Source organism: Brevibacterium sp. CBA3109, from assembly GCF_040256645.1.
Classification (GTDB): domain Bacteria; phylum Actinomycetota; class Actinomycetes; order Actinomycetales; family Brevibacteriaceae; genus Brevibacterium; species Brevibacterium koreense.
Genome location: NZ_CP158281.1, coordinates 2,051,844 through 2,078,797, shown reverse-complemented (window position 1 = coordinate 2,078,797; position 26,954 = coordinate 2,051,844). Strand labels below are relative to the sequence as shown.

Annotated in this window: 21 protein-coding genes; 14 read left to right on the top strand and 7 right to left on the bottom strand. The window is 61.4% G+C overall.

Annotated elements, in window-relative coordinates; genetic code table 11:
* Positions 1 to 6: 6 nt before the first annotated feature.
* The 3 genes from AAFP32_RS09620 to cydC are packed head-to-tail and all read left to right on the top strand — an operon-like array spanning position 7 to position 6,053.
* Entirely contained in the window at positions 7 to 1,578 is a 1,572-nt protein-coding gene (locus AAFP32_RS09620) for a cytochrome ubiquinol oxidase subunit I (RefSeq protein WP_350268948.1), read from the top strand.
* A 12-nt stretch (positions 1,579 to 1,590) separates the two neighbouring features.
* Positions 1,591 to 2,613 (top strand): cytochrome d ubiquinol oxidase subunit II, encoded by a 1,023-nt coding sequence (gene cydB / locus AAFP32_RS09615; RefSeq protein ID WP_350268947.1) that lies wholly within the window; start codon positions 1,591 to 1,593, stop codon positions 2,611 to 2,613.
* Positions 2,610 to 6,053 (top strand): thiol reductant ABC exporter subunit CydC, encoded by a 3,444-nt coding sequence (gene cydC, locus AAFP32_RS09610; RefSeq protein WP_350268946.1) that lies wholly within the window; start codon positions 2,610 to 2,612, stop codon positions 6,051 to 6,053. The genes cydB and cydC overlap by 4 nt, the downstream gene beginning before the upstream one ends.
* Here the strand turns inward: cydC and sepH are convergent.
* On the bottom strand, positions 6,028 to 7,101 hold the full coding sequence (gene sepH / locus AAFP32_RS09605) for a septation protein SepH (protein ID WP_350268945.1): 1,074 nt from the start codon (positions 7,099 to 7,101) through the stop codon (positions 6,028 to 6,030). The genes cydC and sepH overlap by 26 nt on opposite strands.
* 207 nt (positions 7,102 to 7,308) lie before the next feature.
* Here sepH and AAFP32_RS09600 point away from each other — a divergent pair, with 207 nt between their 5' ends.
* Positions 7,309 to 8,415, top strand: coding sequence for a ferrochelatase (locus tag AAFP32_RS09600; RefSeq protein WP_350268944.1), 1,107 nt, complete (start codon positions 7,309 to 7,311; stop codon positions 8,413 to 8,415).
* Between the two features lie 93 nt (positions 8,416 to 8,508).
* On the opposite strand, the gene AAFP32_RS09595 is transcribed toward AAFP32_RS09600, so the two are convergent.
* Positions 8,509 to 8,796, bottom strand: a complete 288-nt coding sequence (locus AAFP32_RS09595) for a hypothetical protein (RefSeq protein ID WP_350268943.1) — start codon at positions 8,794 to 8,796, stop codon at positions 8,509 to 8,511.
* 226 nt (positions 8,797 to 9,022) lie between these two features.
* Here AAFP32_RS09595 and AAFP32_RS09590 point away from each other — a divergent pair, with 226 nt between their 5' ends.
* Entirely contained in the window at positions 9,023 to 9,322 is a 300-nt protein-coding gene (locus AAFP32_RS09590; RefSeq protein ID WP_092107696.1) for a DUF4193 domain-containing protein, read from the top strand.
* 111 nt (positions 9,323 to 9,433) lie between these two features.
* Here the strand turns inward: AAFP32_RS09590 and AAFP32_RS09585 are convergent, their stop codons facing one another.
* Complete coding sequence (locus AAFP32_RS09585; protein ID WP_350268942.1) at positions 9,434 to 9,889, bottom strand: DUF3093 domain-containing protein; 456 nt, start codon at positions 9,887 to 9,889, stop codon at positions 9,434 to 9,436.
* A 64-nt stretch (positions 9,890 to 9,953) separates the two neighbouring features.
* Here AAFP32_RS09585 and dut point away from each other — a divergent pair, with 64 nt between their 5' ends.
* The 3 genes from dut to AAFP32_RS09570 are packed head-to-tail and all read left to right on the top strand — an operon-like array spanning position 9,954 to position 11,659.
* Positions 9,954 to 10,427: a dUTP diphosphatase gene (dut, locus tag AAFP32_RS09580; protein WP_350268941.1), complete on the top strand. Its 474-nt coding sequence runs from the start codon at positions 9,954 to 9,956 to the stop codon at positions 10,425 to 10,427.
* 6 nt (positions 10,428 to 10,433) lie between these two features.
* Positions 10,434 to 11,279, top strand: coding sequence for a DUF3710 domain-containing protein (locus tag AAFP32_RS09575; RefSeq protein WP_350268940.1), 846 nt, complete (start codon positions 10,434 to 10,436; stop codon positions 11,277 to 11,279).
* A 5-nt stretch (positions 11,280 to 11,284) separates the two neighbouring features.
* Entirely contained in the window at positions 11,285 to 11,659 is a 375-nt protein-coding gene (locus tag AAFP32_RS09570; protein WP_350268939.1) for an OB-fold nucleic acid binding domain-containing protein, read from the top strand.
* 81 nt (positions 11,660 to 11,740) lie between these two features.
* On the opposite strand, the gene AAFP32_RS09565 is transcribed toward AAFP32_RS09570, so the two are convergent.
* Positions 11,741 to 12,406 (bottom strand): TrkA family potassium uptake protein, encoded by a 666-nt coding sequence (locus AAFP32_RS09565; protein ID WP_350268938.1) that lies wholly within the window; start codon positions 12,404 to 12,406, stop codon positions 11,741 to 11,743.
* Complete coding sequence (locus tag AAFP32_RS09560) at positions 12,403 to 13,074, bottom strand: TrkA family potassium uptake protein (RefSeq protein WP_350268937.1); 672 nt, start codon at positions 13,072 to 13,074, stop codon at positions 12,403 to 12,405. Before AAFP32_RS09560 ends, AAFP32_RS09565 begins: the two co-directional genes overlap by 4 nt.
* Positions 13,075 to 13,210: 136 nt before the next feature.
* Here AAFP32_RS09560 and AAFP32_RS09555 point away from each other — a divergent pair, with 136 nt between their 5' ends.
* Together AAFP32_RS09555 and AAFP32_RS09550 are read left to right on the top strand one after the other, a co-directional pair.
* On the top strand, positions 13,211 to 15,121 hold the full coding sequence (locus AAFP32_RS09555) for an APC family permease (RefSeq protein ID WP_350271484.1): 1,911 nt from the start codon (positions 13,211 to 13,213) through the stop codon (positions 15,119 to 15,121).
* 6 nt (positions 15,122 to 15,127) lie between these two features.
* On the top strand, positions 15,128 to 16,441 hold the full coding sequence (locus tag AAFP32_RS09550; RefSeq protein ID WP_350268936.1) for a class I SAM-dependent RNA methyltransferase: 1,314 nt from the start codon (positions 15,128 to 15,130) through the stop codon (positions 16,439 to 16,441).
* Positions 16,442 to 16,513: 72 nt separating this feature from the next.
* On the opposite strand, the gene AAFP32_RS09545 is transcribed toward AAFP32_RS09550, so the two are convergent.
* Entirely contained in the window at positions 16,514 to 16,705 is a 192-nt protein-coding gene (locus tag AAFP32_RS09545) for a hypothetical protein (protein ID WP_350268935.1), read from the bottom strand.
* 275 nt (positions 16,706 to 16,980) lie between these two features.
* On the opposite strand from AAFP32_RS09545, the gene acnA reads away from it, so the two are divergent.
* From acnA to AAFP32_RS09530, 3 genes are all read left to right on the top strand, one after another.
* Positions 16,981 to 19,665 carry an aconitate hydratase AcnA gene (acnA, locus tag AAFP32_RS09540; protein WP_350268934.1) on the top strand — a complete coding sequence of 895 codons (2,685 nt, stop codon included), beginning with the start codon at positions 16,981 to 16,983 and terminating at the stop codon, positions 19,663 to 19,665.
* 481 nt (positions 19,666 to 20,146) lie between these two features.
* Positions 20,147 to 22,438 (top strand): AAA family ATPase, encoded by a 2,292-nt coding sequence (locus tag AAFP32_RS09535; RefSeq protein WP_350268933.1) that lies wholly within the window; start codon positions 20,147 to 20,149, stop codon positions 22,436 to 22,438.
* A 458-nt stretch (positions 22,439 to 22,896) separates the two neighbouring features.
* Positions 22,897 to 23,718, top strand: coding sequence for a hypothetical protein (locus tag AAFP32_RS09530; protein ID WP_350268932.1), 822 nt, complete (start codon positions 22,897 to 22,899; stop codon positions 23,716 to 23,718).
* Positions 23,719 to 24,253: 535 nt separating this feature from the next.
* On the opposite strand, the gene AAFP32_RS09525 is transcribed toward AAFP32_RS09530, so the two are convergent.
* The gene (locus tag AAFP32_RS09525) at positions 24,254 to 25,753 is read right to left on the bottom strand and encodes an SEC-C domain-containing protein (RefSeq protein ID WP_350268931.1); all 1,500 of its coding nucleotides are present in this window, start codon (positions 25,751 to 25,753) and stop codon (positions 24,254 to 24,256) included.
* Between the two features lie 198 nt (positions 25,754 to 25,951).
* Between AAFP32_RS09525 and AAFP32_RS09520 the strand changes: the two genes are divergently transcribed.
* Complete coding sequence (locus tag AAFP32_RS09520; protein ID WP_350268930.1) at positions 25,952 to 26,311, top strand: hypothetical protein; 360 nt, start codon at positions 25,952 to 25,954, stop codon at positions 26,309 to 26,311.
* The last annotated feature ends 643 nt before the right edge of the window (positions 26,312 to 26,954 follow it).

Sequence of the window (26,954 nt, the reverse complement as noted above, 5' to 3'; positions counted from 1 at the left end):
GTACCCATGGACCTGGATCCGGTTCTCATCGGGCGCTGGCAATTCGGCATCACCACCGTCTATCACTTCTGGATGGTCCCGCTCACCCTCGGTCTCGGCATGCTGGTCGCGATACTGCAGACCATGTACCACCGCACGGGCAACGAGATGTACCTGCGCAGCACCAAGTTCTTCGGGAAGCTCTTCCTCATCAACTTCATCATGGGCGTGGCGACGGGTCTGGTCCAAGAGTTTCAATTCGGTATGGCCTGGAGCGAATACTCTCGGTTCGTGGGGGACGTATTCGGTGCGCCGCTGGCGCTGGAGGCGCTGCTCGCGTTCTTCCTGGAGTCCACATTCCTCGGACTCTGGATCTTCGGCTGGGGCAGGCTCCCGCGTGCGGTTCACTTGGGCAGCCTCTGGTGCGCCGTGATCGGATCATGGATCTCCGCCTACTTCATCATCGTTGCGAACTCCTGGATGCAGCACCCGGTCGGGGTCGAATTGGTTGACGGCCAAGCAGTGATGACCGACGTCTGGGCGGTGATGACGAACAACACGGCGATTGCTGCCTACACTCACACGCTGTGCGGTGCACTCGCGGTCGGCGGCAGCTTCCTGCTCGGAATTTCCTGGTATCACCTGTATCGCCGACGCAAGGACGGCATTGACGCGATCGGGCCCGACGGGAAGGTCCTCGTCGGCTCCGCCCCCGATGTGCCCGGAAGAGATGCCATTGACCACCAGGTGTGGATCCGGTCCCTGCGCATCGGTGCGGTAGTCGGCATCGTCGCATTCCTCGGACTGGCGATCACCGGCGACATCCAGTCGAAGCTCATGTTCGAACAGCAGCCCATGAAGATGGCCTCAGCCGAGGCTGCTTGCCACGATGGGACAGAGTTCTCGGTGCTCACGATCGGAGATCCCTCCTCCAACGACTGCGATGGAGTTGAGAACGTGTTCGAGATCCCCGGCCTGCTGTCCTTCCTCGCCAAGGGCGACTTCAACACTCCGGTCCACGGAGTGACGACACTGCTTCCTGACTATCAGGATAAGTACGGTACCCACCTGCCCGAGGACGAACGCTACGGGCAGCACTCCGGCGAGAAGATCGACTACCAGCCAATCATGATCGTCACCTACTGGGGATTCAGGATGATGATCGGGTTCGGCATGATCGCCGCCGGAGTCAGCGCTCTGGGGCTGTGGCTGACCCGCAAGGGCACCGTTCCTGCCTCGCCCTGGCTGATGCGCGGTGCGCTCCTGTCCGTGACTGCACCATTCATCGCGAACTCCGCCGGCTGGATCTTCACCGAGATGGGGCGCCAGCCGTTCGTGGTCGCGCCGAATCCTGCTCAACTCGACGGTGTGTACATGTTCACCCAGGCAGCACTGTCGCCCCAACTCACGCCAGCAATGCTGCTGTTCTCGCTGATCAGCCTCAGCCTCGTCTACGGCATTCTCATGGTCGTCGAACTGCGGCTGCTCATCGTCTACATCAGGGGAGGAGTCGCCTCGGCGATGCCCGAGGTCACGAAGACCAACCACACCCCGCGGATCACGAACGACGAAGACGACGTCCTGTCGTTCGCGTACTGAGGAGAAGACACGATGGAAATTCTTGCCACGATCTGGTTCGTCCTCATCATCGTGCTGTGGATGGGGTACCTGTTCCTCGACGGCTTCGACCTCGGAGTCGGAATGCTGATGCCGGTGCTGAGCCGGACCGAACGGCAGAAGCGGGTGCTGCTCAACACGATCGGGCCGACCTGGGACGGCAACGAGGTATGGCTGATCACCGCGGCCGGGGCGACCTTCGCCGCCTTCCCACACTGGTATGCCTCCCTGTTCAGCGCCCTCTACATACCGCTGACACTGTGTCTGCTGGCATTGATCTTCCGCGCCGTCGCCATCGAATACCGCGGCAAGGGACACAGCCAGGCGTGGAAGTCCTTCTGGACCTGGGCGATGGCAGCCGGATCGGCTGGAATCGCGTTCTTCATCGGTGCCATGCTCGCCATCACCTCCAGCGGACTGCCGCTGAATAGCAACGGGGACATCGTGGGTGGGGCCTTCGCCTGGATGGGGTGGCCTGCAGTCTTCGGTGGTCTGGGAGGGGTCGGCTTCGCCCTCGTCCACGGCCTCATCTTCCTGGGTCTGAAGACGCAGGGTGACATACGAGAGAAGGCGCAGCGCTGGGCCCGGAGGCTGCTGTTGCCCGCCTCGATCGGCTTCCTCGTCTGGTTCGGCCTCTCCATCGCCCAGCGCCCGTGGCTTGTCGCCGTGGTCGTTGCAGCGGTGATCGCTCTGGGGGCGGCGTACTTTGCTGTGCGTTCCGGGGCGGAGAAGGCAGCCTTCGTGCTGCACGGGATCTACCTGGTGTCCGGGCTCTTCGCTGTGTTCGCCGGAGCCTATCCCAACGTGCTGCCGTCAACTCTGGACTCGGCGAACTCGCTGACCATCGCCTCGGCGTCCTCGTCGGATTACACCCTCACCGTGATGCTGGTGGTGACCGCGATCTGCCTGCCGATCATCATCGGCTACCAGATTTTCAGCTATCGCATGTTCCTGGGCAGGATTGCCGAGACGCACATCCCCGAGGCACACCGTGTGCCGGTGGCGATCAGATCATGAAGTCCCCGCTGCGGATTCTGCTCGAACTGCCGGGTGGCCAGCGCGGGTTTTGTCTCTCTCTGTTCAGCGCTCTGTCGCGCGCAGTCGGCATCGTACTCATCGCCGAGGCTCTGGTGCGATTGATCGTCGGCTCCAGCCCCGTCGCGGTCTGGGCGGTGCTGGGGCTTCTGGGAGCGGCACTGCGGGGGGCGAGCCTCTGGACGGACCACAGTCTGGGGACATCCCTGGCCGCCGCGCACAAACAGCGGCTGAGGTTTTCGATTCTGAGGTCGCTGCTCACCGGGCCCGGCCAGCCGCGAATGAACACCGCAGTCACCGTCACACGCGGCATCGACGACCTCGACGACTACTTCACGACCGTGGTGCCGGCGCTGAGTGCCGCAGCGGTGGTTCCCCTGACACTGCTGATACGAATCCTCTTCACCGATGTCCTCTCCGCGATCATCATCGCGCTGTGCCTGCCGATGGTGCCGGTCTTCATGATTCTCATCGGCCGATTCACCGAGGCTTCAACGGCCGCCAGCACCACAGCTCTCGAGCGTCTGTCCGATCACCTCGCCGAGCTGGCAGAAGGACTACCCGTGCTCATCGGGCTCGGGCGTTCCAAAGACCACGCACGTGCCCTGCGCACCTTGGGAGAGAAATACCACAGCGCCAACCTCGCCACGCTGCGCATCGCATTCCTCTCGAGCCTCGCCCTCGAACTCATCGCCACGATTTCCGTGGCCCTGGTCGCCGTCGTCATCGGGCTGCGACTCGTCTCCGGAACCATGGACTTGAGTTCCGGGCTCTTCGTCCTGCTTCTGGCTCCTGAGTGCTTCACTCCGCTGCGTGAACTCGGGGCTGGCTACCATGCCAGCGAGAACGGTCGTGAGGCACGCGATCGTGCCCATGCGCTGATCGCAGGCACAGACAGTGCGTCACGGAAAGGGTTCGACTGCGACGATGCGGCTCGTGACGATGCCGCAGGCGCCCAGCACCGCGTCATCTACCCGAACGGAACGACGATCGAGTGGAACGGTGACTTCCCGACCGCTCCCGGCATCACGGCAGTTCGGGGTGCCTCGGGCGCAGGAAAATCGACGATTCTGGCAGCGCTGACCGGGCAGCTGCCCGACCGGGCCACAACCACAACGACACCGCACCGGGTCGCATTCGTCCCTCAGAGTCCACGTATCTTCGGTGCGACGATCGGCGCTGAGCTCGACGCCTACGGTCTCCCGCACTCACAGCAGGGGACTGCTCTGCGCGGAGCCCGTCTGCCCGAGGACTCGATGCTGTCGACGTCTGCGCTGAGTCCCGGCCAGCTTCGTCGACTCGCATTCGTCCGGGTGGTGCACCTGGTTGAGGGCGAGGCCGAGGCACTCGTCCTCGACGAACCGACCGCTCACCTCGATGATGACAACGCTGCGATCATCATCGACATGATCGTCGAGGCGGCAGCACGTGTGCGTGTCGTCCTAGCCAGCCATGATGACCGGGTAGTCGCACTGGCTGAGGACGAGATCGTCCCCAGAAAGACCAGTGTGAGCACGCACGCAGCAGCGTCAGTGCAGGAGCGTGGCCAGGACGCAGCTTCGGACGCGGATCTGCGGAATCGTGCTGCGGCAGCGACGCTCGCCGACCCAGCGACACACGCCGACCCAGCGACACACGCCGACCCCGCTGTGGGCACCGTGCCGGCGGTACCCTCGGGCCTTGTCCCGACGGGCAGATCACAGAGCGCGGACATGGTGAGCGAGGACCACAGTTCGTCAATAAAGGTACAGATCGCGACGCTACGTCGCCGATGGTCGCTCCTGCGGTCGAGCATGCCACTTGTGACCCCGAACATGATGATTGCTCTGCTCGCGTCCTGCGCCTCCAGCCTGGCTGCGATCGCGCTGACCGCAGTCTCCGCGTGGCTCATCGTCGAAGCTTCCTACCAGCCTCCCATCATGATTCTCATGGTTGCCATCGTCGGTGTGCGGTTCTTCGGGCTGAGCCGATCAGTGCTGCTCTACCTCAGTCGCCTCAAACTGCACTCGGCGATCTTCGCATCGTTGGGCCGACTGCGCTCTCGTCTCTGGGAGCACTTCGCAGCGGTCGGTATGGGGGATCGGAAGCTGCTGACCTCGGATGCCGCACTGCGCACCATGGTCTCCGATGCTGATGACGTTCGGGATCTGATTCCGCGGACTCTGTTCGCTCCTGTCGCCTCATGCCTGGTTTTCCTTGCCGTGCTCATCGCCGCCTGGGCCCTCGATCCTACGACGCTGCCGGTGTTTCTGGGCCTCGGCGCTCTCAACCTGGTTCTGCTGCCAGCGGCAGTGATCAGGAGTGAAAGCGGCCTCGCCCGCCGCGTCCGAACTGTCCGCAACCGGATACTCTCTGTCCTGGCACGCGCGTTGAATGCCAAAACAGACCTGCGGGCGAATCGAGCAGACGGCACGGTGCTCACGGTGCTCAGTCGCGAAGAGCAGGAGCTGCAGCGTGCTCAACGTCGCTCCTCACACCACTTGGGCTTCGCGCAGCTCTGGCTGCAGCTGAGCACGGTGGGCGCTGCAATGCTCATTGCGATGACATCGTCGGCGCCGACCGAGATCCGGGCCGTCGTCGTTCTCATCGCACTGGGCTCTGCAGATGTCTTCTCACAGTCTCTGCTTGCATTTCGTGCGCTGCCGACCCTCGGTGCTGTCCTCGATCGCATCCCCGCTTTGTCACCCGCCCCGTCGGGTCCTCCGGCCGGCGATCACAGTGGCAAACATCCCGACGCGACGGCGCTTACTGGCCTCGAGCTCGAAGGCATCACTGTCGGGTGGGAGGCCAGTCCAGTCGTCGAGCATGTGGATCTGCGAGCTCAGAGAGGTCGATGGACCGTCCTGCATGGCGACAGCGGCACCGGAAAATCGACGATGCTGAGCGTGCTGCTGCGCTTCCTGGACCCGTGGTCAGGCTCCTACCGAGCCGAAGACGAGGCAGGCCACGAGACGGACGTGCTCGGTCTGACACCAGCGGACCTTGCCGGCAGAATCGCCTGGTGCCCGCAGGAGGCACATATCTTCCGGTCGACGGTGAGGGGCAATCTGGCGATCGCGCGCAGAGAGGCGCCCACCAGCGAGGAGATGTGCGCGGCGTTGACCAGCGCGGGCTTGGGCGAATGGGCTGATCAAGCCGGCCTCGACCTCTGGGTCGGCGATCACGGAGCAGAGGTCTCCGGAGGGCAGCGTCAGCGTCTGGCCGTGGCCAGGACGCTGCTGAGCGGAGCTGAAGTGCTCGTGCTCGATGAACCGACGGCGCACCTCGACGATGAGATGGCACACCGGTTGGTGAATGATCTGCGGAAGAGCCTGGGCTCACACGCCGTTGTGATGGTCACTCATGATCGCAGTCTGATCGCAGACGACGATCGACTGGTCGAGTTGGGTGGCGAACTCAGTCGCGCTTCGAGCCGAACATGATCTCGTCCCAGCTGGGGATCGATGCGCGACTGTTCTTCTTCGACTTCGCTTTCGACTCCGTGTCCTTGAACTGATTCGATTCTTCACTGACACCAGGTTCATTGAGCAGGGACAGCTGATTCTCATCGTCGAATCTGCCGACCTCTTGTGTCGGCTCCTGAGGTTCTTCCGGGTCGACAGATGCCGGGTCCTCGAATGCGAAGACCTCGTCATCGGTGGCCTCTTCGGGCCGTCCTGGCGCGGTGTGGGCGCCCTGAGGGTGAGTCTCCGGGTCCTCGGTGACAGCGCGGAGCCTGCCACGGGGCTCGTCGTCGTCTTCATGACGACGACGTTTGCGCAGATTCTCCAAGATCCGCCCGGTCTCTGCCTGGTGGTCCCGGGCAGCGGGAGACGTTTCGGTCTGAGTTGGAGGCGCGGTCGGGGCGTCGATCTCCTCGGTGTTCTTCTGGCGTTGCGCACCGGTTCCGTAGTTCGGGATGGGTCCGGTGTCGGTAGGTCCCGAATCGGCTAGCCATTTCGCCTCGTCGTCGATGGGAGTCAACGACCGGCGGTAGTAGTTCCATCCAGCCGTGCGAGTCCGATCCGCGGCGGTGAAGCTGAGCTGGATGTACCAGTTGCCGTCCTGCTGCTTCCACGCATCCCAGTCCATCGTTTCGATGTCGACGTCGCGCATCGCCAGACGAGTCTGGCACAGTTCCACCAGAGGAGTCGGGTCGCCATTGGGGTCATGGTCGGAATAGATCGGATGCTGACTGGCTGTGTACGCCGTGTGTGCGCGTTCGGCCAGAGCAGGTCGCTCATAGGTGCGGACCTGTTCGATATCGGCGCCCGTGGAGGAGATGACCTCCTCTGCACTCATCCCGCCACGGATCATCGCCTGGATGTCGCGAGGGCGTACGGGGGTCTCGGGCTTGACTGTGGTGCGGTCCTTGCGGACAGCGGCGTACAGAGCTTCGTCGAGAGCCAATCGATACTGCAGCCCGTTTTCGTCGTTCAGCAGCAGATGAGTGCCGTCGGCGTCGACTCCGTTCAAGATCAGTTCACGCATGCCTTAAGCTCCTTTATCGCGTCTCCCTGCATCGTGTCACGTCCGGCGCCGCGCGCAGGGCAGATTTGCGCGCGAGTCGTGAAATGACCGCTCTCATGGGTGCGTGGCCGGTCTGTTCGATGGATGGCCGCTCTCAACGGTGAGTGGAACTGGCTCAGTGTGCGGACAACGGGCGCAGACTCTCTGCAAGCTGTAAAATCAGGAACTGTGAATAAAACTGCACCCATTGACGCTCTCGTCCTCATGTCATTCGGGGGACCGGAGGCTCCAGAAGAAGTTGTCCCTTTCCTCAAGAACGTCACCGCCGGCCGCGGAATACCGGAGGAGCGACTCGAAGAAGTCGGTGAACATTACTACGGATTCGGCGGGAAGTCGCCCATCAACGATCAGAACAAGGCCCTCCTGCAGGCCTTGCGCGAAGAGCTCGACCATCGTGAGATCGAGACTCCGATCATCTGGGGCAATCGCAACTGGGAACCGTATCTGACCGACGAATTGCGTGCCGAGGCGCAGTCCGGGCGGACTCGTTTCCTGTCCATCGACACCTCGGCGTACTCGTCCTATTCATCCTGCCGCCAATATCGTGAGGACTTCGCCAAGACGATTGGCGCACTGTCAGCCGAGGGCATGACCGTCACGATCGACAAGATCCGGCAGTTCTACAACCACCCCGGCTATGCCGAGGCGTGTGCTCTCCTCCTGAGAGAGGGGGTCGCCGATTTCACGAAGCAGGTCGGTGCCCTTGATGCGGAGAAGCATCGGATCCTCTTCGTCACACATTCGATCCCCAACGTCATGCAGGACGCTTCCGCTGTGGAGACCAGCGGCTATCGCGCACAGCACGAAGAGCTCATGACCCACCTGTTGAATGGGTTGCCTGCGTCCGAGGCGCTTCCGGCAGAGCTGGTGTACTGCTCCCGTTCGGGGTCGCCAGAGGTTCCATGGCTCGAACCGGATGTCAACGATCGGATGACAGAACTTGCCGCAGATGGGGTCAGCGGTGTGATCCTCGTTCCGATCGGATTCATCTCCGATCACATGGAGGTCGCTTTCGACCTCGATACCGAGGCGAAGGAGACGGCTGCCGAACTCGGCTTCGCCTTCACCCGCGTTGCAACTGTCGGGACGCACCCACTGTTCGTATCGGGACTCGTTGACCTGGTCGAAGAGAGAATCGCACAGCTTCGCGGCGATGAGACGACTGCTCCGACTATTCCCGGCTCCACTGCGCTGGTTCCCGGCAGCGGTGCGTGCAGCATCGAGTGCTGTCGCGGACGCATCGAGCGGACTACCGAACCCAATTGGCCAGCCTGAACGAGGCGTCCCCGAACATTCCTCAGGAAGCAGGAATCCCTCCTCTGCCGGTTGCGTAGGGGAGGGATTCTCGGTATCGATCTTCCTGAGGAGTCAGGACTCTTCCGGGGCGGGAATGACCGGAATCGCTCCGGTCTCTGCTGTGATGACTGCAACGATCGGACCGGTGTCGACATCGTTGCGATCGGCAAGTTCCAAGAGATTCTGCAGTTCGTCGATCAGGGTCTCGACGAGGTAGTCGTCCCCATCGGACCGGGCTTCATGAATGCGATGACGGACATCGTCGATCCTGTTATCGAGTTGATTTGCGAATTCACTCATCGTGTATCCGTCCTTCCTCGGGTCGTGTCCCACGAAGGGGGCGATGCCCGTTTCATTCACCGACAAAATGCTATCGGCGCTATTCGACTCATGTATTCTCGCAGAGCTTTTCGAGAGTCGTATGTGCGAACCGTCACGCAGCGACACATGAGTGACGAGAATCACTGCGAACATGGACGATCTGATCTTGCCAACCGCAACCATACAGTGCACAATGCTGGGGACACGTTTGGCGAGAGGGGTTGAAAATCCTCTTCAGCACACCCGACAGAGAGCGATGAGCCATATGGCAACGGATTACGACGCACCTCGTAAGCAAGACGATGAAATCAAAAGCGATTCGATTGAACAGCTGAAGGCTTCACGCTCGCAGGCGCAGGCTAGCAAGATTGACGAAGATGAGACCGCGGTTGCGGAAGGGTTCGAACTGCCCGGTGCGGACTTGTCGAACGAAGAGCTCTCCGTTCGAGTGCTGCCCAAGCAGAATGACGAGTTCACCTGCATGGAATGCTTCCTGGTTCGCCATCGCTCGCAGTTGGCCAGTGAAGAGGGTGGAGTCCCCATCTGCACGGACTGTGCTGGCTGAAGCTGCTGTCGAACGATACAAGAACGCGCCCTTGTCGGGGCGCGTTTCTGTGTCTCGGCTGGTTCGGTTCCGGGCTCAGCTTCATGGAGGCAATTGCTCAGGGCGGCAGCCTCAGGTCCTGAGTGCCTCGGCGAGCTCCATTGGCCGCTTGCTCGAAACCAGCCAGTAGGGGGTTGGGTCAGACTCATCGTGGATGTCGATCCGCACCGCGCACTTGGCCCAGGGGCGCAGCATGAGAAAGGCCCGAGCGTCTAGACCCGGCCCGCGGGCGGCCCGTGCATCTTCGGCGTCGTAGCCGGTGGCATCGGTGACGTACCGGCGATCGATATGTGCGTCACCGACGTAGAGCTGTCGTTCGGTGACGATGATTGAGATCCCGAGCGAACGCAGCCACCAGGCCAGGAGCACGAAGCTGACCACCGGAAGGATGATGGCGCCTGCCGTCCACACCGGGAAGACCATGAGAGCGGTAGAAGCCGCGGCGATCACAATGAGGATCCACATGCCGATGGATGGGCCGAGTTTTTCCGTGTAGACCACGCGTGTTTCGGGTTGAGTCGTTGCCATAGGGCCATTCTCCCATAGCGGACTTTTTGGAAGCGCTCAGGCTTCGGCACTAGAGTGCTTCTTTGTGGTAGAAACCCTGAAGATTGATCTCAAACTGCTCGACGCAGGCATGACTCCTCCCTCGTACGCACACGCGACCGATGCGGGTGCCGACCTGTGCTCGGCGATCGACTTCGTCCTCGAGCCATTCGAGCGGAAGGTCGTGCCCACCGGCATCGCGATCGCCCTGCCGGTCGGCTCCGCCGGATTCGTCCATCCTCGATCGGGACTCTCGAGCAAACACGGAGTCACTGTCATCAATGCTCCGGGCACGATCGACGCCGGTTATCGAGGCGAGATCAAGGTGCCGCTTATCAACCTCGATGCGCACACCCCTCTGCGCGTCTCGCGTGGAGACCGCATCGCCCAGCTCGTCATCCAAAAAATCAAACAAGCAGACTTCACCCTGGTCGACTCGCTGGACGACAGCGATCGCGGTGCAGGGGGCTTCGGCTCCACCGGTGGAGTACAAGCAGGCCTGACCGAGAAAGAGGTGTGAACGACCATGGGACTGTTCTCCCGATTCTCCAAGAAATCTTCCGATGAGAAGATCGACGACACCGTCGATGAGGAGCGCGGCGTCGATGACGCTGTGACAAATGACACCGACGCCGAAGACTCGACCGAAGCTGACACGGACGAGACCGACTCGAGCGAGTCTGCGGACTCGGCTGACGACCAAGACGTCGACGAGCTCGACGAGGAGGCCGTGCTCGAGAAGTCCGCTCCCTACGACCGTTCTGAGAAGGGCCCGTTCGACGCTGGCGAAGATTTCCCCGAGCTCAACAGGCTCGACCTGGGCGCTCTCAAGGTGCCCGTCGTCGACGGCATGCAGGTGCGCCTGGACACGGACGACGACTCGCAGCGGGTGCTGGCGGTGACACTCATCCATGAAGGCGGCGGAATCCAGCTGCAGGCCTTCGCGACACCACGGTCAGAAGGACTGTGGAACACCGTTCGCAATCAGTTGGCGACCGGAGTCGCATCACAAGGCGGCGAAGCTGCAGAGCTGCATACCTCGCTGGGCAGAGAACTGGCTGTCGAGGTTCCAGCCAAGACCGAGGACGGCCGACCAGGGAAGCGTGCCATGCGCTTCGCAGGAGTCGATGGGCCACGCTGGTTCGTCCGTGCGGTGTTCTCCGGCAAGGCCGTCACCGACGAAGAGATCCGGTCCGAACTCAGCGCACTCTTTCGTGGCATCATCGTCGACAGAGGACAAGAGGCGATGGCTCCGCGTGAGCTCATCGTGCTCACTGCCCCTCAGGTCGACGCAGATTCTGAGACTGAGGATGGGGACAAGGACGAGCTCAACCCGTTCGAACGCGGTCCGGAAATCACCGAGGTCCGCTGAGTTCCATGCTGGATCTCATCACACGCCTCGTGCGTGACTTCGGGTCGAGGGACGCCGAGGCGCGGGCCGATCTGAGACTGCTGTCCCAGATCCCCGGCGTCGTCAGCGTGCAGGACCTCGCCCCACGACAGATGTCGAGGATCGCTGGTGTCGTCAGTGCGGTGACGCAGTCATGCAGCGGTGACAGCCCCCGTCTGCACATCACCGTTGCCGATGGGACCGGGGAGGTCCACGCACAGTTCCTGGGCCGCCGAGAGATCAGCGGAATCAGGCCGGGAGCACTGATCGTCCTCGAAGGGCGCTTCTGCGCTCACGACGGGGCGCTGAAGGCCCACAATCCGGTCTACGAGCTGATCCACACCCGGGACGACCAGGAGTGAGCAGAGCTGACCACACGTGAGCAGAGTCCCGAGAGCAGAGTCCCGAGAGCAGAGTTCGAGGACATTGGGTCAAGCGTGAACTCATTGAGTGGGAGACTGCAGCAGTTCGAGCAGGGCACCCTGCTGATCCGGTGAGGAGAGGAAGAACAGTTCGTCTCCGGCCTCGATCACGTCATCGGAACTGGGCGCGAATGCCCGCGAGTTGCGAATGACCGCGACGAGCACGGTGTCGAGCGGGAACGCGATGTCACCGATTCGGGAGGCGACGAGCCCAGACGACTCGTGGACTGTGAACTCCATCAGACCCGCCTGACCGCGTTCGAAGCTCATCAGATGCACAAGGCCGCCCACCTCGACGGCCTCCTCGACCAATGCGGTCATCAGACGTGGAGTCGACACTGCCACATCGACGCCCCAATTCTCGTCGAAGAGCCATTCGTTCTTCGGGTTGTTGACTCGTGAAACGGTGCGCGGAACACCGAATTCCGTCTTCGCCAGCAGAGACAGAACGAGATTGGTCTTGTCGTCACCAGTCGCGGCGACGACAACATCGGCCTCCTCGAGTTTGGCCTCACCCAATCCCGCCAGCTCGCACGCATCCGAGAGCAGCCATTCGGCTCCTGGTATCCGCTCATGGTCCAGCGCCTCCTTGCTCTGATCGATGAGCAGGACCTCGTGCTTCTTGTCGATGAGCTCCCGGGCCACTGAACGACCGACGGACCCGGCCCCTGCGATGACGACTCTCATTTCTCCTCCATTGCTCGCACCGGCTGGTCCAGTATCTTCTCGATCTCGCCGAGGCCGTCCACCGGACACATCAGATGGACCAGGTCCCCGTCTTGGAGGAGCAGATCCTCGTGAGCGAGGATGCCCTCGGACAGTCGGGTGACGTAGGCGACCCGCGCCTTGGTCCTGGTCTCGATCTCCCTGATCGGCCTGGCCACCCAGCCGGGATCCAGATGGACTTCGGCGAGCACGAGTCTGCCTGAGGGTTCGCGGAATTCGGTGATGGATCCCTGCGGAACGAGTTTGCGCATCACTTGGTCGGCCGTCCACCTCACTGTGGGAACTGTCGGAATGCCCAGACGTTCAAACACTTGAGCACGGTTAGGATCGTAGATTCTGGCCGCGACGTTGACCACACCGAAGGTCTCCCTGGCGACACGCGCGGCGAGGATATTGGAATTGTCGCCGCTGGACACGGCGGCGAAGGCGTAGGCATCCGAAGTCTTCGCCTGGGAGAGAGTCTCGCGGTCGAACCCGATGCCCGTGATTGTGGAGCCGCTGAATTCCCTGCCGAGCTTGAGGAACGCATCGGGGTTGCGGTCGACGACTGCCACCGAGTGCCCATTGGCATCGAGCGCTTTGGCCAAGGACGCTCCGACTCGGCCGCAGCCCATAATCACGAAGTGCATGGGTAATCCTCTCCATATTGATCTACCATTGGTGCCCGTGGCCAGCAGTTTTTCTGATGCCGTCAAAAGACTACTCGTTGGACGGCCCTTCCGCAGTGAGGACAAGCGTACGCCTGCGCTGAAGAAGCGCATCGCAATGCCTGTCTTCGCCTCCGACATGCTCTCGTCCGTGGCCTATGCCCCCGACGAGATCCTGCTGGCACTGTCTCTGACATCTCTCGTCGCTCTCACCGTGGCGCCCTGGATCGGCGTGGCCGTCGGCGCGGTGATCCTGGTGATCGTCGCCTGCTACCGCATCAACGTCAAGGCCTACCCGTCCGGAGGCGGTGACTATGAGGTCGCTTCGAAGAACCTCGGGCCCCGTGCCGGTCTGGTCGTCGCTGCGGCACTGTTGGTTGACTATGTGCTGACCCTGGCCGTGTCGATGACGGTCTTCGCGGCTTACATTACGACGGCCTTTCCGCTTCTGGCTCCATACCGCGTCCCGGTGGCGATTATCGGGATCCTGCTCATCACCCTGGCCGGACTGCGCGGTTCACGTGCCACGCCGGTGCTGCTTGCGGTCCCCGCCTATCTGTTCTTGGGTGCTGTCTTCCTCACTATGTGCGTGGGCCTGTTGCGGGTCGGCGCCGGAGACCTCCCGCAAGCTGAGACGGCCGACTACACCATTGTCCACGGCGGAATCAACGACGAAGCCACGCTCGGTCTGGCGACGGTCCTCATCGTCCTGCGCGCGTTCTCCTCGGGCTCAGTGGCATTGGCCGGTGTGCAGACGGTGGCCACGGCGGTGCCCGCGTTCAAGAAGCCACGCGGCAAGAACGCCGGCAACACCCTGCTGCTCTCGGGTCTGCTGGCGGCCCTGATGCTCACAGGTCTGACATATCTGGCCTCGGTGACCGGGGTCAAATACGTCGACGATCCGCACCTCTACCTGGTGCGACCCGATGGCAGCGCGGTCAGTGCCGAATACGAACAGGAGCCGGTGCTGGCGCAGCTGGCCCATGCCATCTTCGACAATGCACCGGCGATGTTCTATCTCGTGGTGCTCGTCGCGGCTCTTGTGCTCCTCGTGGCCGCGAACACCGCGGTCGAAGGATTCCCCGGCCTCGCCTCTCGGTTGGCGCGCGACGGCTTCCTGCCCAGGCAGCTGGCGACGAAGGGCGACCGGCTGACGTTTTCGAACGGCATCCTGCTCTTGGCCTTCGCTGCGATCCTGCTCGTCATCGCAACGCGAGCCTCGGCGACGACGCTGATTCAGCTCTACCTCGTCGGTGTCTTCGCCAGCTTCGTCGTCGGCCAAGCAGGCATGGTCCTGCACTGGAACAAGCGCCTGCGGCTGGTCATCGACTCGAAGGCGCGGGCGCGCATGCACCTCAACCGACTCGTCAACGGAGCCGGCTGCATCATCGCTTCGGGTGTGCTGCTCGTCGTCATCGTCTCCAAATTCCTCGCCGGTGCCTGGCTCGCGGTCGTGGCGATGGCCGGGCTGTTCCTGGTCATGGGTGCGATTCATCGTCATTACTCTCGCGTCGCCCGGGAACTGGCACCGGAGGCGGGCGGCGGCTCCCACACCATCCCGTCGAACACCCACGCAATCGTCGTCGTCAACGAGATCAACAAGCCGACACTGCGGGCCCTGTCCTATGCCCGGGTGACACGCTCCAGCCAGCTCGAGGCCATCACCGTGGCCGTAGACGAGGAATCTGCCTCCGCACTGCAGCGGCAGTGGAACGAGATGGCGCTGCCAGTGCCGCTGACGGTCCTCGACTCGCCCTATCGGGAGCTGGTCCGGCCGCTGCTGGCACATGTGCTCGCGATCCGCCGCAGATCCCCGCGTGACCTCGTCATCGTCTATATTCCCCAGTACATCGTGGGACGTTGGTGGGAACACCTCCTGCACAACCAAGTAGCCTTGAAGCTGCGCACTCGTCTGCTGCTGGTCCCCAACGTCGTCGTGGTCTCCGTGCCCTGGCGATTGCGGTCCTTCTCCCGGCAGTACGGCGGCGACGGACCCGACAACGACAATCCACTGTACAGACAGGCTTGAGCACAGATGAGCGCACCTTCTGCCGAAGAGATCCCGGCCATGGATCTGACCCTGCACGTTGAGAGCCCTGCCGCCGGCGGCAGCAGCATTGCTCGCTACGAGGGACAGGTCGTCTTCGTCACCGGGGCGATTCCGGGCGAGACCGTGCGTGCTCGCACCGAAGCGGGACCGGCTGCTAAGTTCCTGCGCGCTGACGTCACCGAGGTCCTCGAGGCCTCGGAATTCCGTGTTGGAGACCGACGCCGGCAGTTCCTCACCGAGGATGTCAGAGGCTCGCATCTCTTCGGTGGGATGGAGTTCGCCCATGTCGATCTCGCCCACAGTCGTGAGCTCAAGGCCGAAGTCCTGCGCGATCAGCTCTCCCGCATCGGCCATATCGACCGCGGCGTCGACGTCGCGGCCGCACCGGGGGAGACCACCGGACTGAACTGGCGGACCCGGGTCCAGCTGGCCGTCGATGGCAGCGGCCGCCTGGGCATGCTGGCACCGCGTTCACACGATGTCGTGCCTCTGGCCTCGGCTCCGCTGGCGACATCTGCCATCGCCGAGGTTGCCTTGTCCTCGCTGCGTCTGCCGGGTGCTGATCGACTCGAGTTCGCCTGGTCAGGGGAGCGGGGCGCAGCCATCGTGCGCGGTGCCTGTGATCCCGCGGCGCTCACCGACCTCGTCCAGGCTCTGCCTGCGCAGTGGTCGGTGCTCGCAGATACGCGAAACGGAACTGCTCGCAAGAGAGTCGGCACCAAAGGCGGACACAGCAAGCTGTCCGTGGTCAGGGGAGAGGACCACCTGATCGAAACGGTCTCCGGACGTGACTACCGGGTCGCGGCCGATGGTTTCTGGCAGGTCCACGAACAGGCTCCGCAGCTGCTGAGCGCGCAGGTCAACGATGCGCTGAGTGAAAAGACGCAGATGATCACGGATCTCTACTGCGGTGTGGGGCTGTTGGGAATCAGCGCTGGCAGAGCCATCGGTGCCCGACTCTACGGGGTCGAGGGCGCGAAGCCAGCGATCGAGAACGCGAAGGTGAACGCAAAGGGCCTCAAGGCAGAATTCGACGCGTCACGGGCAGATCGCGTGACGATTCCGAACTCGGATGTCATCATCCTCGATCCTCCGCGTTCCGGCGCTGGCAAGGCAGTCACCCGAGCGCTGCTCGAATCGAATGCGAAGACGATCGTCTATGTCTCCTGCGACGCGGCCACCCTGGCTCGGGACTTAGCGGTCCTGGTCGACGGGGGATTCGCCATCGAAAGCCTGCGCGGCTACGACCTGTTCCCACTGACTGCCCACTTGGAAACGGTCACCGTCCTCAGGCGATGACCGGATCGGGACTTCGGGCCGCCTCGGCGAGGGACAGAGCTGAACTCGTGTCCACCTCGGCGGTAGGCGGTGTCAGACTCGCCCCCTCTGGGGGAGGAGGACGAGGACGATGAGAGCGATGAATGTGGTGAGGAAGCCCCATAGGCCCCACCATCCTGAGGAGCGGCCCTTCTCATCGGCCAACGTTCGACAGAGGACGGCGAATATGATGCCGACGAGGAGTGCACCGAATCCGAATCCGGCTCCGAGGGTGAACGGGTCCATGAAAGCTCCTTGTTCGCAGCTGCTGATGTGACTCCAGATTAGGGTCTCGACACGCCGATCCGCGCTGGAGTTGTCCGGACCGTCATCTGGGGAAAACCCGATTCTCAGTTCGCCGACAGACCACTGTCCGAAGGTGGTCAAGGGCGAGCAAATAAGATAGAATTTATCTTGACGTCAAGATACTTTTGGAAACATTTGTGTCGCGTAAATCGGTGCGCGGCTCACGGGCTGGCCCGGTTTCTTGGATGAGTGTCGGATGAAACAGGAGAATCACGATGAGCAACGTCGATACGTTCAAATCGAAGAGCACCCTGACCGTAGGCGAAACGGATTATGAGATCTATCGCCTGGATCAGGTCCCAGGGTCCCAGAAGCTTCCATTCAGCCTCAAGGTGCTGATGGAGAATCTGCTGCGCACTGAAGACGGTGCGAATATCACTTCGGAGCATATCGAAGCCCTCGGCAACTGGGATCCCAGTGCCGAACCGGCTACGGAAATTCAGTTCACTCCCGCCCGTGTGGTCATGCAGGATTTCACCGGCGTGCCCTGCATCGTCGACCTCGCGACAATGCGCGAGAAGGTCGTCGAACTCGGTGGCTCACCGGACCAGGTCAATCCGCTGGCTCCGGCCGAGCTGGTCATCGACCACTCGGTTCAGATCGATCACTTCGGCACCGCCGACGCGATCGAACTCAACATGGACATGGAGTACAAGCGCAATGGTGAGCGCTACCAGTTCCTGCGCTGGGGCCAGACGGCCTTCGACGACTTCAAGGTCGTTCCTCCAGGCATGGGCATCGTCCACCAGGTCAATATCGAACACCTCGCACGCGTCGTCATGCCGCGTGAGGTCGACGGTGTGCTCCGCGCCTACCCGGACACCCTGGTCGGCACCGACTCCCACACCACCATGGTCAACGGCCTCGGTGTGCTCGGCTGGGGCGTCGGCGGCATCGAGGCCGAGGCAGCCATGCTCGGTCAGCCCGTCTCGATGCTCATCCCTCGCGTTGTCGGCTTCAAGCTGACCGGCGAAATCCCTTCCGGTGTGACCGCAACGGACGTCGTGCTCACGATCACCGATATGCTCCGTCAGCACGGCGCGGTCGGAAAGTTCGTCGAGTTCTACGGCCAGGGTGTCGCTTCGGTGCCGTTGGCCAACCGCGCCACGATCGGCAACATGAGCCCCGAATTCGGTTCGACCGCTGCGATCTTCCCGATCGACGAGGTCACCATCGACTACCTGAAGCTCACCGGCCGTTCGGCCGAGCAGATTCAGCTGGTTGAGGACTATGCCAAGGCTCAGGGCCTGTGGCACGACCCCGACAACGAGGTCGAGTACTCGGAATACATCGAGCTCGATCTGTCCACGGTCGTGCCTTCGATCTCGGGGCCGAAGCGTCCGCAGGACCGCATCGAACTCACCGATGCCAAGAACCAGTTCGCCAAGGACATCCACAACTACGCGAAGCCCGGCGAAGAGAACAAGTCGGCTCCGGTCACCACAGGCGACGGAGCCAACTTCGAACTGGCCAACGGTGCTGTGGCGATCGCTTCGATCACTTCGTGCACAAATACGTCGAATCCTTCGGTGATGATGGCCGCGGGCCTGCTTGCTCGCAACGCCCGCAAGCGTGGACTCAACTCCAAGCCCTGGGTCAAGACATCGATCGCTCCAGGGTCCAAGGTTGTCACCGAGTACTACGAGAAGGCGAACCTGATCGAGGACCTCGAAGCGCTCAACTTCTTCGTTGTCGGCTACGGCTGCACCACCTGCATCGGCAACTCCGGACCACTCGATTCCGACATCTCGGAAAGCATTCAGGACAACGACCTGGCAGTCACCGCGGTCCTCTCCGGTAACCGCAACTTCGAGGGCCGCATCAGCCCCGATGTGAAGATGAACTACCTCGCCTCGCCTCCGCTTGTCATCGCCTATGCTCTGGCGGGAACCATGGACTTCGATTTCGAGAACCAGCCCCTGGGCCAGGACTCGGATGGCGTGGACGTCTACCTCAAGGATCTGTGGCCATCGCCGGAAGAGGTCGAGTCGGTCATTGCCTCTTCGATTTCGACCGATATGTTCGACACCGAATACGGTCGGATCTTCGAAGGCGACGATCGTTGGAAGGCACTGCAGACACCGGAAGGTGCGATCTTCGAGTGGGACGATGAGTCGACCTACGTGCGCAAGCCCACCTTCTTCGACGGCATGGGTCTCGAGGCCGAACCTGTCGAAGACATCAAGGGTGCACGCGTGCTGGCGAAGCTCGGCGATTCGGTCACGACCGACCACATCTCACCTGCAGGCTCCTTCAAGGCCGACACCCCGGCCGGTAGGTACCTCATCGAGCATGGCGTCGAGCGCAAGGACTTCAACTCCTTCGGTTCGCGTCGTGGCAACCACGAGGTGATGATCCGCGGTACGTTCGCGAACATCCGCCTGCAGAACCAGCTCCTTGACGGAGTCCAGGGTGGCTTCACCCGCGACTTCACTCAAGAGGGCGGTCCGCAGACTTCGATCTACGACGCATCAGTGAACTACGCCAAGGACGAGACTCCTCTGGTCATCCTCGGCGGCAAGGAATACGGATCGGGATCCTCGCGTGACTGGGCGGCCAAGGGCACCAAGCTGCTCGGCGTCGAAGCCGTCATCACCGAGAGCTTCGAGCGCATCCACCGTTCGAACCTCATCGGCATGGGCGTCCTGCCTCTGCAGTTCCCCGTCGGCGAATCGGCTGATTCGCTGGGACTCGACGGCACCGAAACCTTCGCGGTCTCCGGTATCACCGAGCTCAACGAAGGACAGGTCCCGAAGACCGTCAAGGTCTCTGCGGCGAAGGAAGACGGCACCACCGTCGACTTCGATGCAGTGGTCCGCATCGACACCCCGGGTGAAGCCGATTACTACCGCAACGGCGGCATCTTGCAGTACGTACTACGCCAACTTGCCGGTAGTTGAGAAGGCCCCTGGTAGGGATTGGTTTCGAGGCCGGCACGACTAGATGCTGCGGAGTCGGAACAGTCTAGAGGATCGCCCCACTCAGCGTTGCTGGGTGGGGCGATCTGGTGTTCAAGGGGATGGCCGACGGGTGGAAGGTGAGGGGCGGTTGTAGTCAGTCCTTCGCCCGGTCGCCAACACTCGATTGTCAACCTCGCGGACTCACACTCAGACTGTCACCTGTTCGTGCTGCGGTCTCGTGCGTGTGTCGCCCGGCAAGGCAGCACTTCATCTGGGATCATTGGGGGATTATGTTGTTTCCGAATAGTTAGACGGTGAGCTTGGGCTCCTGTCGGTCAGGGACCTCGATGAAGATGTGCCGCTTGCAATTCCGACGACCTGTCCTGTTCGTGCGCGCCGACGCGTCACGGGTCCTTTCGTGATGCGGAGGATTCGCAAGGTCAGCGGTGCCCGAGGCGCAGGCATCCTGGACGGGTGGTCTATGTCTGAGTGGACCGACGACTTTGCTCGTGTCAACGTCATTTACGGGGGCAACGGAAGCGGTAAGAGCACGCTTGCGCGCGTGTTCGCCCAGATGTCTGGACGGGACCTCACTGACCTAGAGGTCCAGTTGGATGAGTCCGGACCGGACAGGACGACGCGTCGCGTCATAGATCGCGCGGACAGTTTCTGGTCGCGTGTGAGGGTGTTCAACAAGGATTTCGTGAGCCGGAATTTGTTGTTCGACGTCGAAGGCCGTAGTGACGTGCTTCCACTCCTGGTCTTGGGCGAGCCGAACGTGGAGCGGGACAAACGGTTGGCCGAGATCAACCCACGTCTGGAGGCGATCCCCGGTGAGTTATCCGGGGCCCAGAAGGCTTCGACGGAAGCGACGAGAGCCGCGAACAAGCTCGCCACGGACACGGCCAGAACCATTAGCCAGGAGCTGCAGCCAGCCGGCGGTCGATACGAATCGCGTAAGTACGACGCACGACGGCTAAAGGAAGCTCTTCTCTCGATCGATCCAGAGGCTGACAGCCGATCCGACTCCGAGATGGCTGCCGATTTACGCGTCGTCCAGGGCCAGCGCATGGAGCCCGTAGGATTGATTCAGCCGGTTAGGTTCGACCTGAGGGGTCTCGAAGAGCAGGTCTCTGAGGTTTTAGGGCAAACGATCACGAGCACCGCGCTCGACGAGCTTGTGGGAGACGCGAGCGCGGAACGTTGGGTCCAGCGAGGGCTGCAGCTCCACGAGCATCGCGATGAATGCCTTTTCTGCGCCAGCCCGGTCACTCCCGAACGTCGCCGTGCGCTCGAGAAGCACTTCGATGAGAGTTTCAAACGCCTTCAGGACCGAGTAAGTGCTCTCGACCGCAGCCTCGAGTCCGAACATGCCGCGGTCGCCGAGCCGCTTACCTCCGCGCCGGACCGCGGCCGCCTCTACTCAGACCTTCATGAGAACCACGACAAGGGGATGCGGCTCCAGGAAGAAGCTATCGTCGAGTACCAAAGGCGCGTCGTTTCCCTGAGATCCGCCCTCGCGGAAAAGCAAGCGTCGCCCTTCAGCGTCGTCCGTCTAAGTGCGCTTCCCGGCCGGGCGGAGCTATCCTTCGAGCAGGTTAATGAACTGCTAAGTCAGCACAACGCGCGTTCTGCTGACTACCAGAAAGTCGTCGCGGCTGCGGCCCGGCGGGTCGAATCTGGGCGACTCGCAGCCATCGCGGACACTTACCGAGAATCTCAGAAGCGAGCGCAGACCAACTCAGAGCTGGCAGAGATGCTTCAGGGTGAGCAGGAGCGTCTCGAGCAGGAACGCACGAGTCTGAACGTGACGGAGCTGGACGCATCGCCGCTTGCAGAAGAGCTGACCCGGGACGTCGCCGGTCTCCTCGGGCGCGACGAGCTCGTTTTCGCGAACCAGGATGGGAAATACTCGATCGAGCGCCATGGGGAGCCGGCGACTGCACTGAGCGAAGGCGAGCGGACAGCGATTTCGCTGCTGTACTTCCTCTGCAGCCTCCGAGATGAGCGAACCAAGGACCTCGATGCGACAGTAATCATCGACGATCCCGTGTCCAGCCTGGATCAGGAGATTCTGGTCGGGGCGTCGAGCCACCTGTGGGGCGCTCTCGTCGGCAACGGCGCGAAACACCAGGTGCTCCTCCTTACACACAGTTTCGAGCTGTTCCGCATGTGGAGCAACCAGCTGGATCGACTTCCGCCGCAATTGAAGAAATTGTGCCCGTACTCCATCTATGAGCTTCGAGCTCGCTATAAAGAGGTCCTCGACGGGAGCGCCCGCCGGTCACCGGTGCTCCTCTCGTGGACGGATAAGAAACTTCGCACGAAGCTGAGGTCGCAGTACCACTACCTCTTCTGGAGAATCGCTGACGTCCTTCGAGAAGAAGATTCGGACGGCGACCTCGCCAAAGAGATGGAGGCAACTGCTGTCATTCCGAACGCTGCCCGACAGATGCTCGAAGCGTTCCTCGCGTTCAAGTACCCAAGCAAACTCGGAGATTTCGAGGGATCAATGCGTCGAGCATTCCAGGATCAGAGCGTATCCGATCCGATTCGACAACGGATCACTCGCTTCGTGCACCGCCAGTCGCATAACGAAGAAGCTAACATCGACAGGCCAGTCGGCATAGGCGAATCGGTTACTGTCCTCAGATCAGTGTTCGAGCTCATCGAAGCCGTCGACGCAGACCACTTCAACGAGATGTGCGCAGCTCTCGAACTCTCACCTTCGGTCGTGCTCTCGCGAGCGCCGGTTCCCGCTGGCCAAAACTGACGACGGTCGGCCACTAGAACACGATCCGATTCTTCATTTCTCTTCAGTCTGGAATTCTGGAGGAAGGGCAGGCTCCATTCGTCTTCCTCGATGAGGTCGATGGAACTTGTTCTGGCTGCGATTCTCGTGCGCAGCGTCATGTTCGGGTGAAGAATCAGCTCCTCTGACGGTCTTATTGCGGAATCGCGATCTTCGCCGGATGGTTCCTGGCAGCGTTTACGCATCTGTCGGGCGTTCTATAGATTTTGGAAGCGCGGTACGCTCGGCAAGGACGGGCTAAGCGTCCTTCGCGTGACCTTGGCGACATTGTCGTGATCAGGCTGCTCGGAGCGGCCCTCGTGAGCGCGGTCATGGCCGCGATCCTCGTCGTCGATACGAGCGTGGCTTAGGTTGACCAGGACATAGGGGCGGGCGTATGTGCGGCCGCGACAGGGGCGGGGTTGGCCTATCCTGGTCACATGTCAAAAGAGAGTGTTCGAGCGTCGCGTCCAGTATGGGCGTTGAATGAAAACACCAAGGAGTTGCAGGTAGCGCCGGAACGAAACCCTCGCGTCAAGGTAATAGCGGGAGACACATTGGTGGCAGCGGCCAAGGAGCTAGCAACGCTCCCTGATGCGCCGAACCTGAAGGTCAAATCGGGGGAGCACCTGGCTGGGATTGTTTTGGGAGCGTACGGCAGTACGATAAATGTTCTGGATACCGACGGAGGCTTCGATTTCGAGCTGTCCGACGATGCAGACCGCCTTTTCGATGGGAAGAGATATGCAATTGTCGAGGTAAAGTCGGCAGGCGGTGATTGGCGCGAATTCCACAGCAAAGGTGGGCCCGAAGATGTGCATAGTGTTCAAATCGAGCGCTACCAGGATGCGCTGATAAAGCTGGAGGAAGCAGTACTGAAGGCGGAAACACAGCTCAATTCAAAACATGCGGTCGGGCATCGGTCCCGCGAAGTCTTCTTGACTATCCATCCGTTAGATCTCGCAACCGATATAGGGCTTTCAGCGAATCCGCGCGTTGCGCTGCATGCAGGGCTTCCGGCCGTCAATCAAACTCTCGAAATCGAGGGGCTGTGGCTAATGTTTTACCCCGGTTTGATCGCGCGTTGGTCACAACGGCACAGATGCTGGGTGCGGTACCTCGTCGCGGCAAGTTCGGAGCATTCGACGTCCGACTCTGGGTTTGCCGAGGCGGAATCAGCGTATCTTAAGGAGCTGGCTGAGAAGCACGGTAACGAACCGGGATTTGCCTGGTCCGATGGTCTAGTATATAGCCGAGACTGACGGCAAGAGCTCATGGCTAAGGAACACCTCATCGGAGTACAACGGCTGATTCGACGGTGTTCGGGAGGTCGACCGGGAGAACGGTTCCCAGTCCAAGTTCAAATCCGTGGCGATTTCGATAGTTGATCACCAACTAGGACACATTGATGTGGCCATGCCCTCCACGGGAGCGCCTCAGTAGCATCATCCGGCGGTGGCATTCGGCTTCTCCCCGCTGAGCCACTCACGGAGGCTTGGGCTGTGAGTGCGGTAGGGAAGAATGATCTTCACCCCAATGCCCTCAGCTTCTTCGCTGTGTCCGAGAGTCAAGTTGCCGTTTCTGTACTTGGTGCGGAGGGGCAACACCCAGAGCCCTACGTGCCAACTCAGCCATTCCTCGTGCGCTTTAAGGTTGGGTGTGAACACTTGACCGAGCATATGGAGAGAGCCGGACACGCAACGCCGACAGCCACGCTATGGCCCGCCAGGCGGGTGCATCTCGTCAGCCACTGGGCGATCCCTATCGGCGGTAAAAGGACCAGAAACTCGCTCAGTCCTACTTCGCGACTCCGAAGGCTCGATCGACTTCCTGGCAACAGAACTTGTAGCGTCGGGTGCTTCCGCATGGGCAGGGCTGATATGGTCGTTCGCGGTAGCCATCGACACCGTCGTCTACTGTGGCGAGAGGAAACGGTGGGAACCAACTGGCGTGAATCGTACCTCTGGTCACTAGGACGGAGTTCGTCGGTTCGCGCGGAATGCCCCACGGATGGTCATCGTCTGCCCGTGCAGGTGAATCGAATGTGCCTACGCATCTCTCTGCGGCTGGCATTTCCTCTTCTAGGGAAGCGGAATGGCTGACGAGTGCAGTCCACGAAGTGCGGTTGCGCCGATTTCGCGCCCCACTCGTGAAATGATCCGCTGCTGCGGCTAGACCTGTAATTACTGGTGGAACCATGCTACCCGTGGCCGCGCCGATTCCAAGTCCGGCGAGAATCTGAAACGAGTTCTGGCGAAGAGAGAGCCCCATCTTAGAGAGGAGACCGCGATCGGCTTCCTTTCTAGTGTCTTCCAGAATCGGCCGGAGCATAACCTGCTCCTGCTCGTGGAGGTATGCTTCGAACTCTTCTTTGGTCGCCTCTACGGGAGCTTCGGAATAGATTTCGAAGAGTTGCCGCCTGAACTCGCCGAAGCTGTCATCGTTGTGAACTCGGCTCAATTTCTCCGAGGTTAGTCCCGAGAACACCGGTAGCTCGGACCGTATGAGGCATTCTCGAACGAGATCGGATTTTGAGGTCCTGGCTCCCATTCCCTCGCGGCACACGAATCGTTCGTACTCGAACGGAGCGCAGTAGGTACTTCCATAGGCGTTTGCAGAGACGTACTCGCGAGAAAAATAAGTCAATGCGTCTAGGAACGTCTTACGAGTTTGCTTTTCCCATGCTCCGCCAGCGAAGACGAACATGCCTCGTTCCCCGTCGTGCTTGGCCAAGTCCTCGGGTTGGAACCTCCGGGCAAGGGCAACGGGTTCGGTCAAAAGCGAGTCAGCAAGCTCGTCTCGAAGTCTCTCGATCTCGTCCTGCTGCTGGTGGTATTGGATCTCCATGGGAGCGAGCACCATGATTCCGCCCTCGATAAGCGGTCGCGCCTCCCGGAGGGCAGGTACGACTCGCGCCAAGAATGCGCGCGTCTCGGCGATCTTGGGGCCCTCTCCGGGTAGGTACCACCCTGGAGCGGACGACAGGTACTGATCGTTCAGGCGAGCTTCGTTGCTGAACCAGTCGGCGATCTGATCCTTGACCAGGACCTGCTCTGTGAATAGGAGACTCGATCGCACTACGCCCGAACCGATTCTCAGTGAGTCTGCCGAGGGCCACCCTCCGAGGTACTGAACGTCTTCGCGCAAACGCTCAGTCGGATCGTTGCTCGATGTGAATTTACGGACCTCGTCGCCCAGTTCCAGGATGCGAGATGCGGGCATCGCCCGTATGTCGTCGTCTCGATAGAAGAAATTGTCAATGACATCCAGGACCGTCGTCATGCTTTCCCTTTCCATCGACCCTCGCATTTCAAACGTACCGCATCACGGGTTGGAACTAGCAGACGCTTGCTCGCTCAGAATCAATTTTCTTCATCGGCTCTGGGTGGATCGGGGACACCATTCATGCCATGGACGATGAAACTCAAGCTCTGTAACCGTGGTCTCAAGCAGACGCGGTACTCCGGTGCGCAAACTGCGACCTAGAATCAGTGAATGACTGACCAACGGCACTGTCGATTCGTCAATCCCCAGACGACAATCGGAATCCCCTCCTCGCCGGACCGATTCCCGCTCACACCGCATGGCTTTGAACCTTCCGTTTGGGAACGGCACCGCTCGCCTGCGGTCACCGCGGTACGTCTGATCACGATGTCCACCGAGGGGCAGATACCCACGATGCTTCGCGGCAGCTCGTTGCGACCGGAGGAACCGCTGTTGGTCGGTGAGGCCATCGCCGAGACGCCGATGGGCGAGCAGGTGATGACCACGCTGTTTCCCTCCGTCGGCGTCAGTCTGCCGGGCACCGATCATTGGCCTGTCCTCATGACGGTGATTGCGGAGATCGCTGACTAGGTGCGGACACAGGCCGTGCCACGTCTCCTCACCAGAACAGAACCATTGGAGCCTGTGCTACCCGCGCACTTCGAAATCGTGGTCGGGCACGCTGATGAACGTCGGGCGATCATCGACGGATCCATGTCCACTGCCGGGATGCGGTACAAGGACCGGCTCGGTGCCGCATCGGCACGGATGGACATCCCCGAATGGCTCAGCCAAGTGGAGGGAGCACCGGACGCACAGCAGATCGCCCAGTGGCTCGATCAGCTCGGCGATCAAGGGATTGCGGGACGAGGCCGCAGAGTTCGTTTCCGATGGACCGCCAGTTCGTCAGAACGGCACGGCGTAACATTCCGGCGATCCGGCCGTCGGTGCCGGACACGGCAGCTAGGTCGGCGCATTGCTGGTGATCGTGACTACTCGATCACGGGGCCGACGTCCACAAGTCGAGAGATGCCGGTTCGCCGTTAAGTACCGCAATGGAAGCATGTCGACTGACGTGCTTCATCAACTGAGCGGTAGCGATTATTGCGTAACCGCTAACCTTCTGACCAGGCGTTTTCTGAAATGTACATTGTGTTTTCGGCAGATTTGAACTTCGAAGCATGTCTCAGTACGTGCTGCGTCAGCTCGCAACAGCGTGATCCGGGCCCGTCGT

Excerpts from the sequence above, each read along its gene's own strand:
- AAFP32_RS09585 (WP_350268942.1), bottom strand. The coding sequence starts at position 9,889 with ATGGCAACGACTCAACCCGAAACACGCGTGGTCTACACGGAAAAACTC.
- AAFP32_RS09550 (WP_350268936.1), top strand. The coding sequence starts at position 15,128 with ATGAGCGCACCTTCTGCCGAAGAGATCCCGGCCATGGATCTGACCCTG.
- AAFP32_RS09620 (WP_350268948.1), top strand. The coding sequence starts at position 7 with ATGGACCTGGATCCGGTTCTCATCGGGCGCTGGCAATTCGGCATCACC.
- AAFP32_RS09520 (WP_350268930.1), top strand. The coding sequence starts at position 25,952 with ATGACTGACCAACGGCACTGTCGATTCGTCAATCCCCAGACGACAATC.
- cydC (WP_350268946.1), top strand. The coding sequence starts at position 2,610 with ATGAAGTCCCCGCTGCGGATTCTGCTCGAACTGCCGGGTGGCCAGCGC.
- AAFP32_RS09590 (WP_092107696.1), top strand. The coding sequence starts at position 9,023 with ATGGCAACGGATTACGACGCACCTCGTAAGCAAGACGATGAAATCAAA.
- AAFP32_RS09555 (WP_350271484.1), top strand. The coding sequence starts at position 13,211 with ATGCCTGTCTTCGCCTCCGACATGCTCTCGTCCGTGGCCTATGCCCCC.
- AAFP32_RS09560 (WP_350268937.1), bottom strand. The coding sequence starts at position 13,074 with ATGCACTTCGTGATTATGGGCTGCGGCCGAGTCGGAGCGTCCTTGGCC.
- AAFP32_RS09545 (WP_350268935.1), bottom strand. The coding sequence starts at position 16,705 with ATGGACCCGTTCACCCTCGGAGCCGGATTCGGATTCGGTGCACTCCTC.
- AAFP32_RS09535 (WP_350268933.1), top strand. The coding sequence starts at position 20,147 with ATGTCTGAGTGGACCGACGACTTTGCTCGTGTCAACGTCATTTACGGG.
- AAFP32_RS09570 (WP_350268939.1), top strand. The coding sequence starts at position 11,285 with ATGCTGGATCTCATCACACGCCTCGTGCGTGACTTCGGGTCGAGGGAC.
- AAFP32_RS09575 (WP_350268940.1), top strand. The coding sequence starts at position 10,434 with ATGGGACTGTTCTCCCGATTCTCCAAGAAATCTTCCGATGAGAAGATC.
- AAFP32_RS09530 (WP_350268932.1), top strand. The coding sequence starts at position 22,897 with ATGTCAAAAGAGAGTGTTCGAGCGTCGCGTCCAGTATGGGCGTTGAAT.
- AAFP32_RS09565 (WP_350268938.1), bottom strand. The coding sequence starts at position 12,406 with ATGAGAGTCGTCATCGCAGGGGCCGGGTCCGTCGGTCGTTCAGTGGCC.
- sepH (WP_350268945.1), bottom strand. The coding sequence starts at position 7,101 with ATGCGTGAACTGATCTTGAACGGAGTCGACGCCGACGGCACTCATCTG.
- acnA (WP_350268934.1), top strand. The coding sequence starts at position 16,981 with ATGAGCAACGTCGATACGTTCAAATCGAAGAGCACCCTGACCGTAGGC.
- AAFP32_RS09525 (WP_350268931.1), bottom strand. The coding sequence starts at position 25,753 with ATGGAAAGGGAAAGCATGACGACGGTCCTGGATGTCATTGACAATTTC.
- cydB (WP_350268947.1), top strand. The coding sequence starts at position 1,591 with ATGGAAATTCTTGCCACGATCTGGTTCGTCCTCATCATCGTGCTGTGG.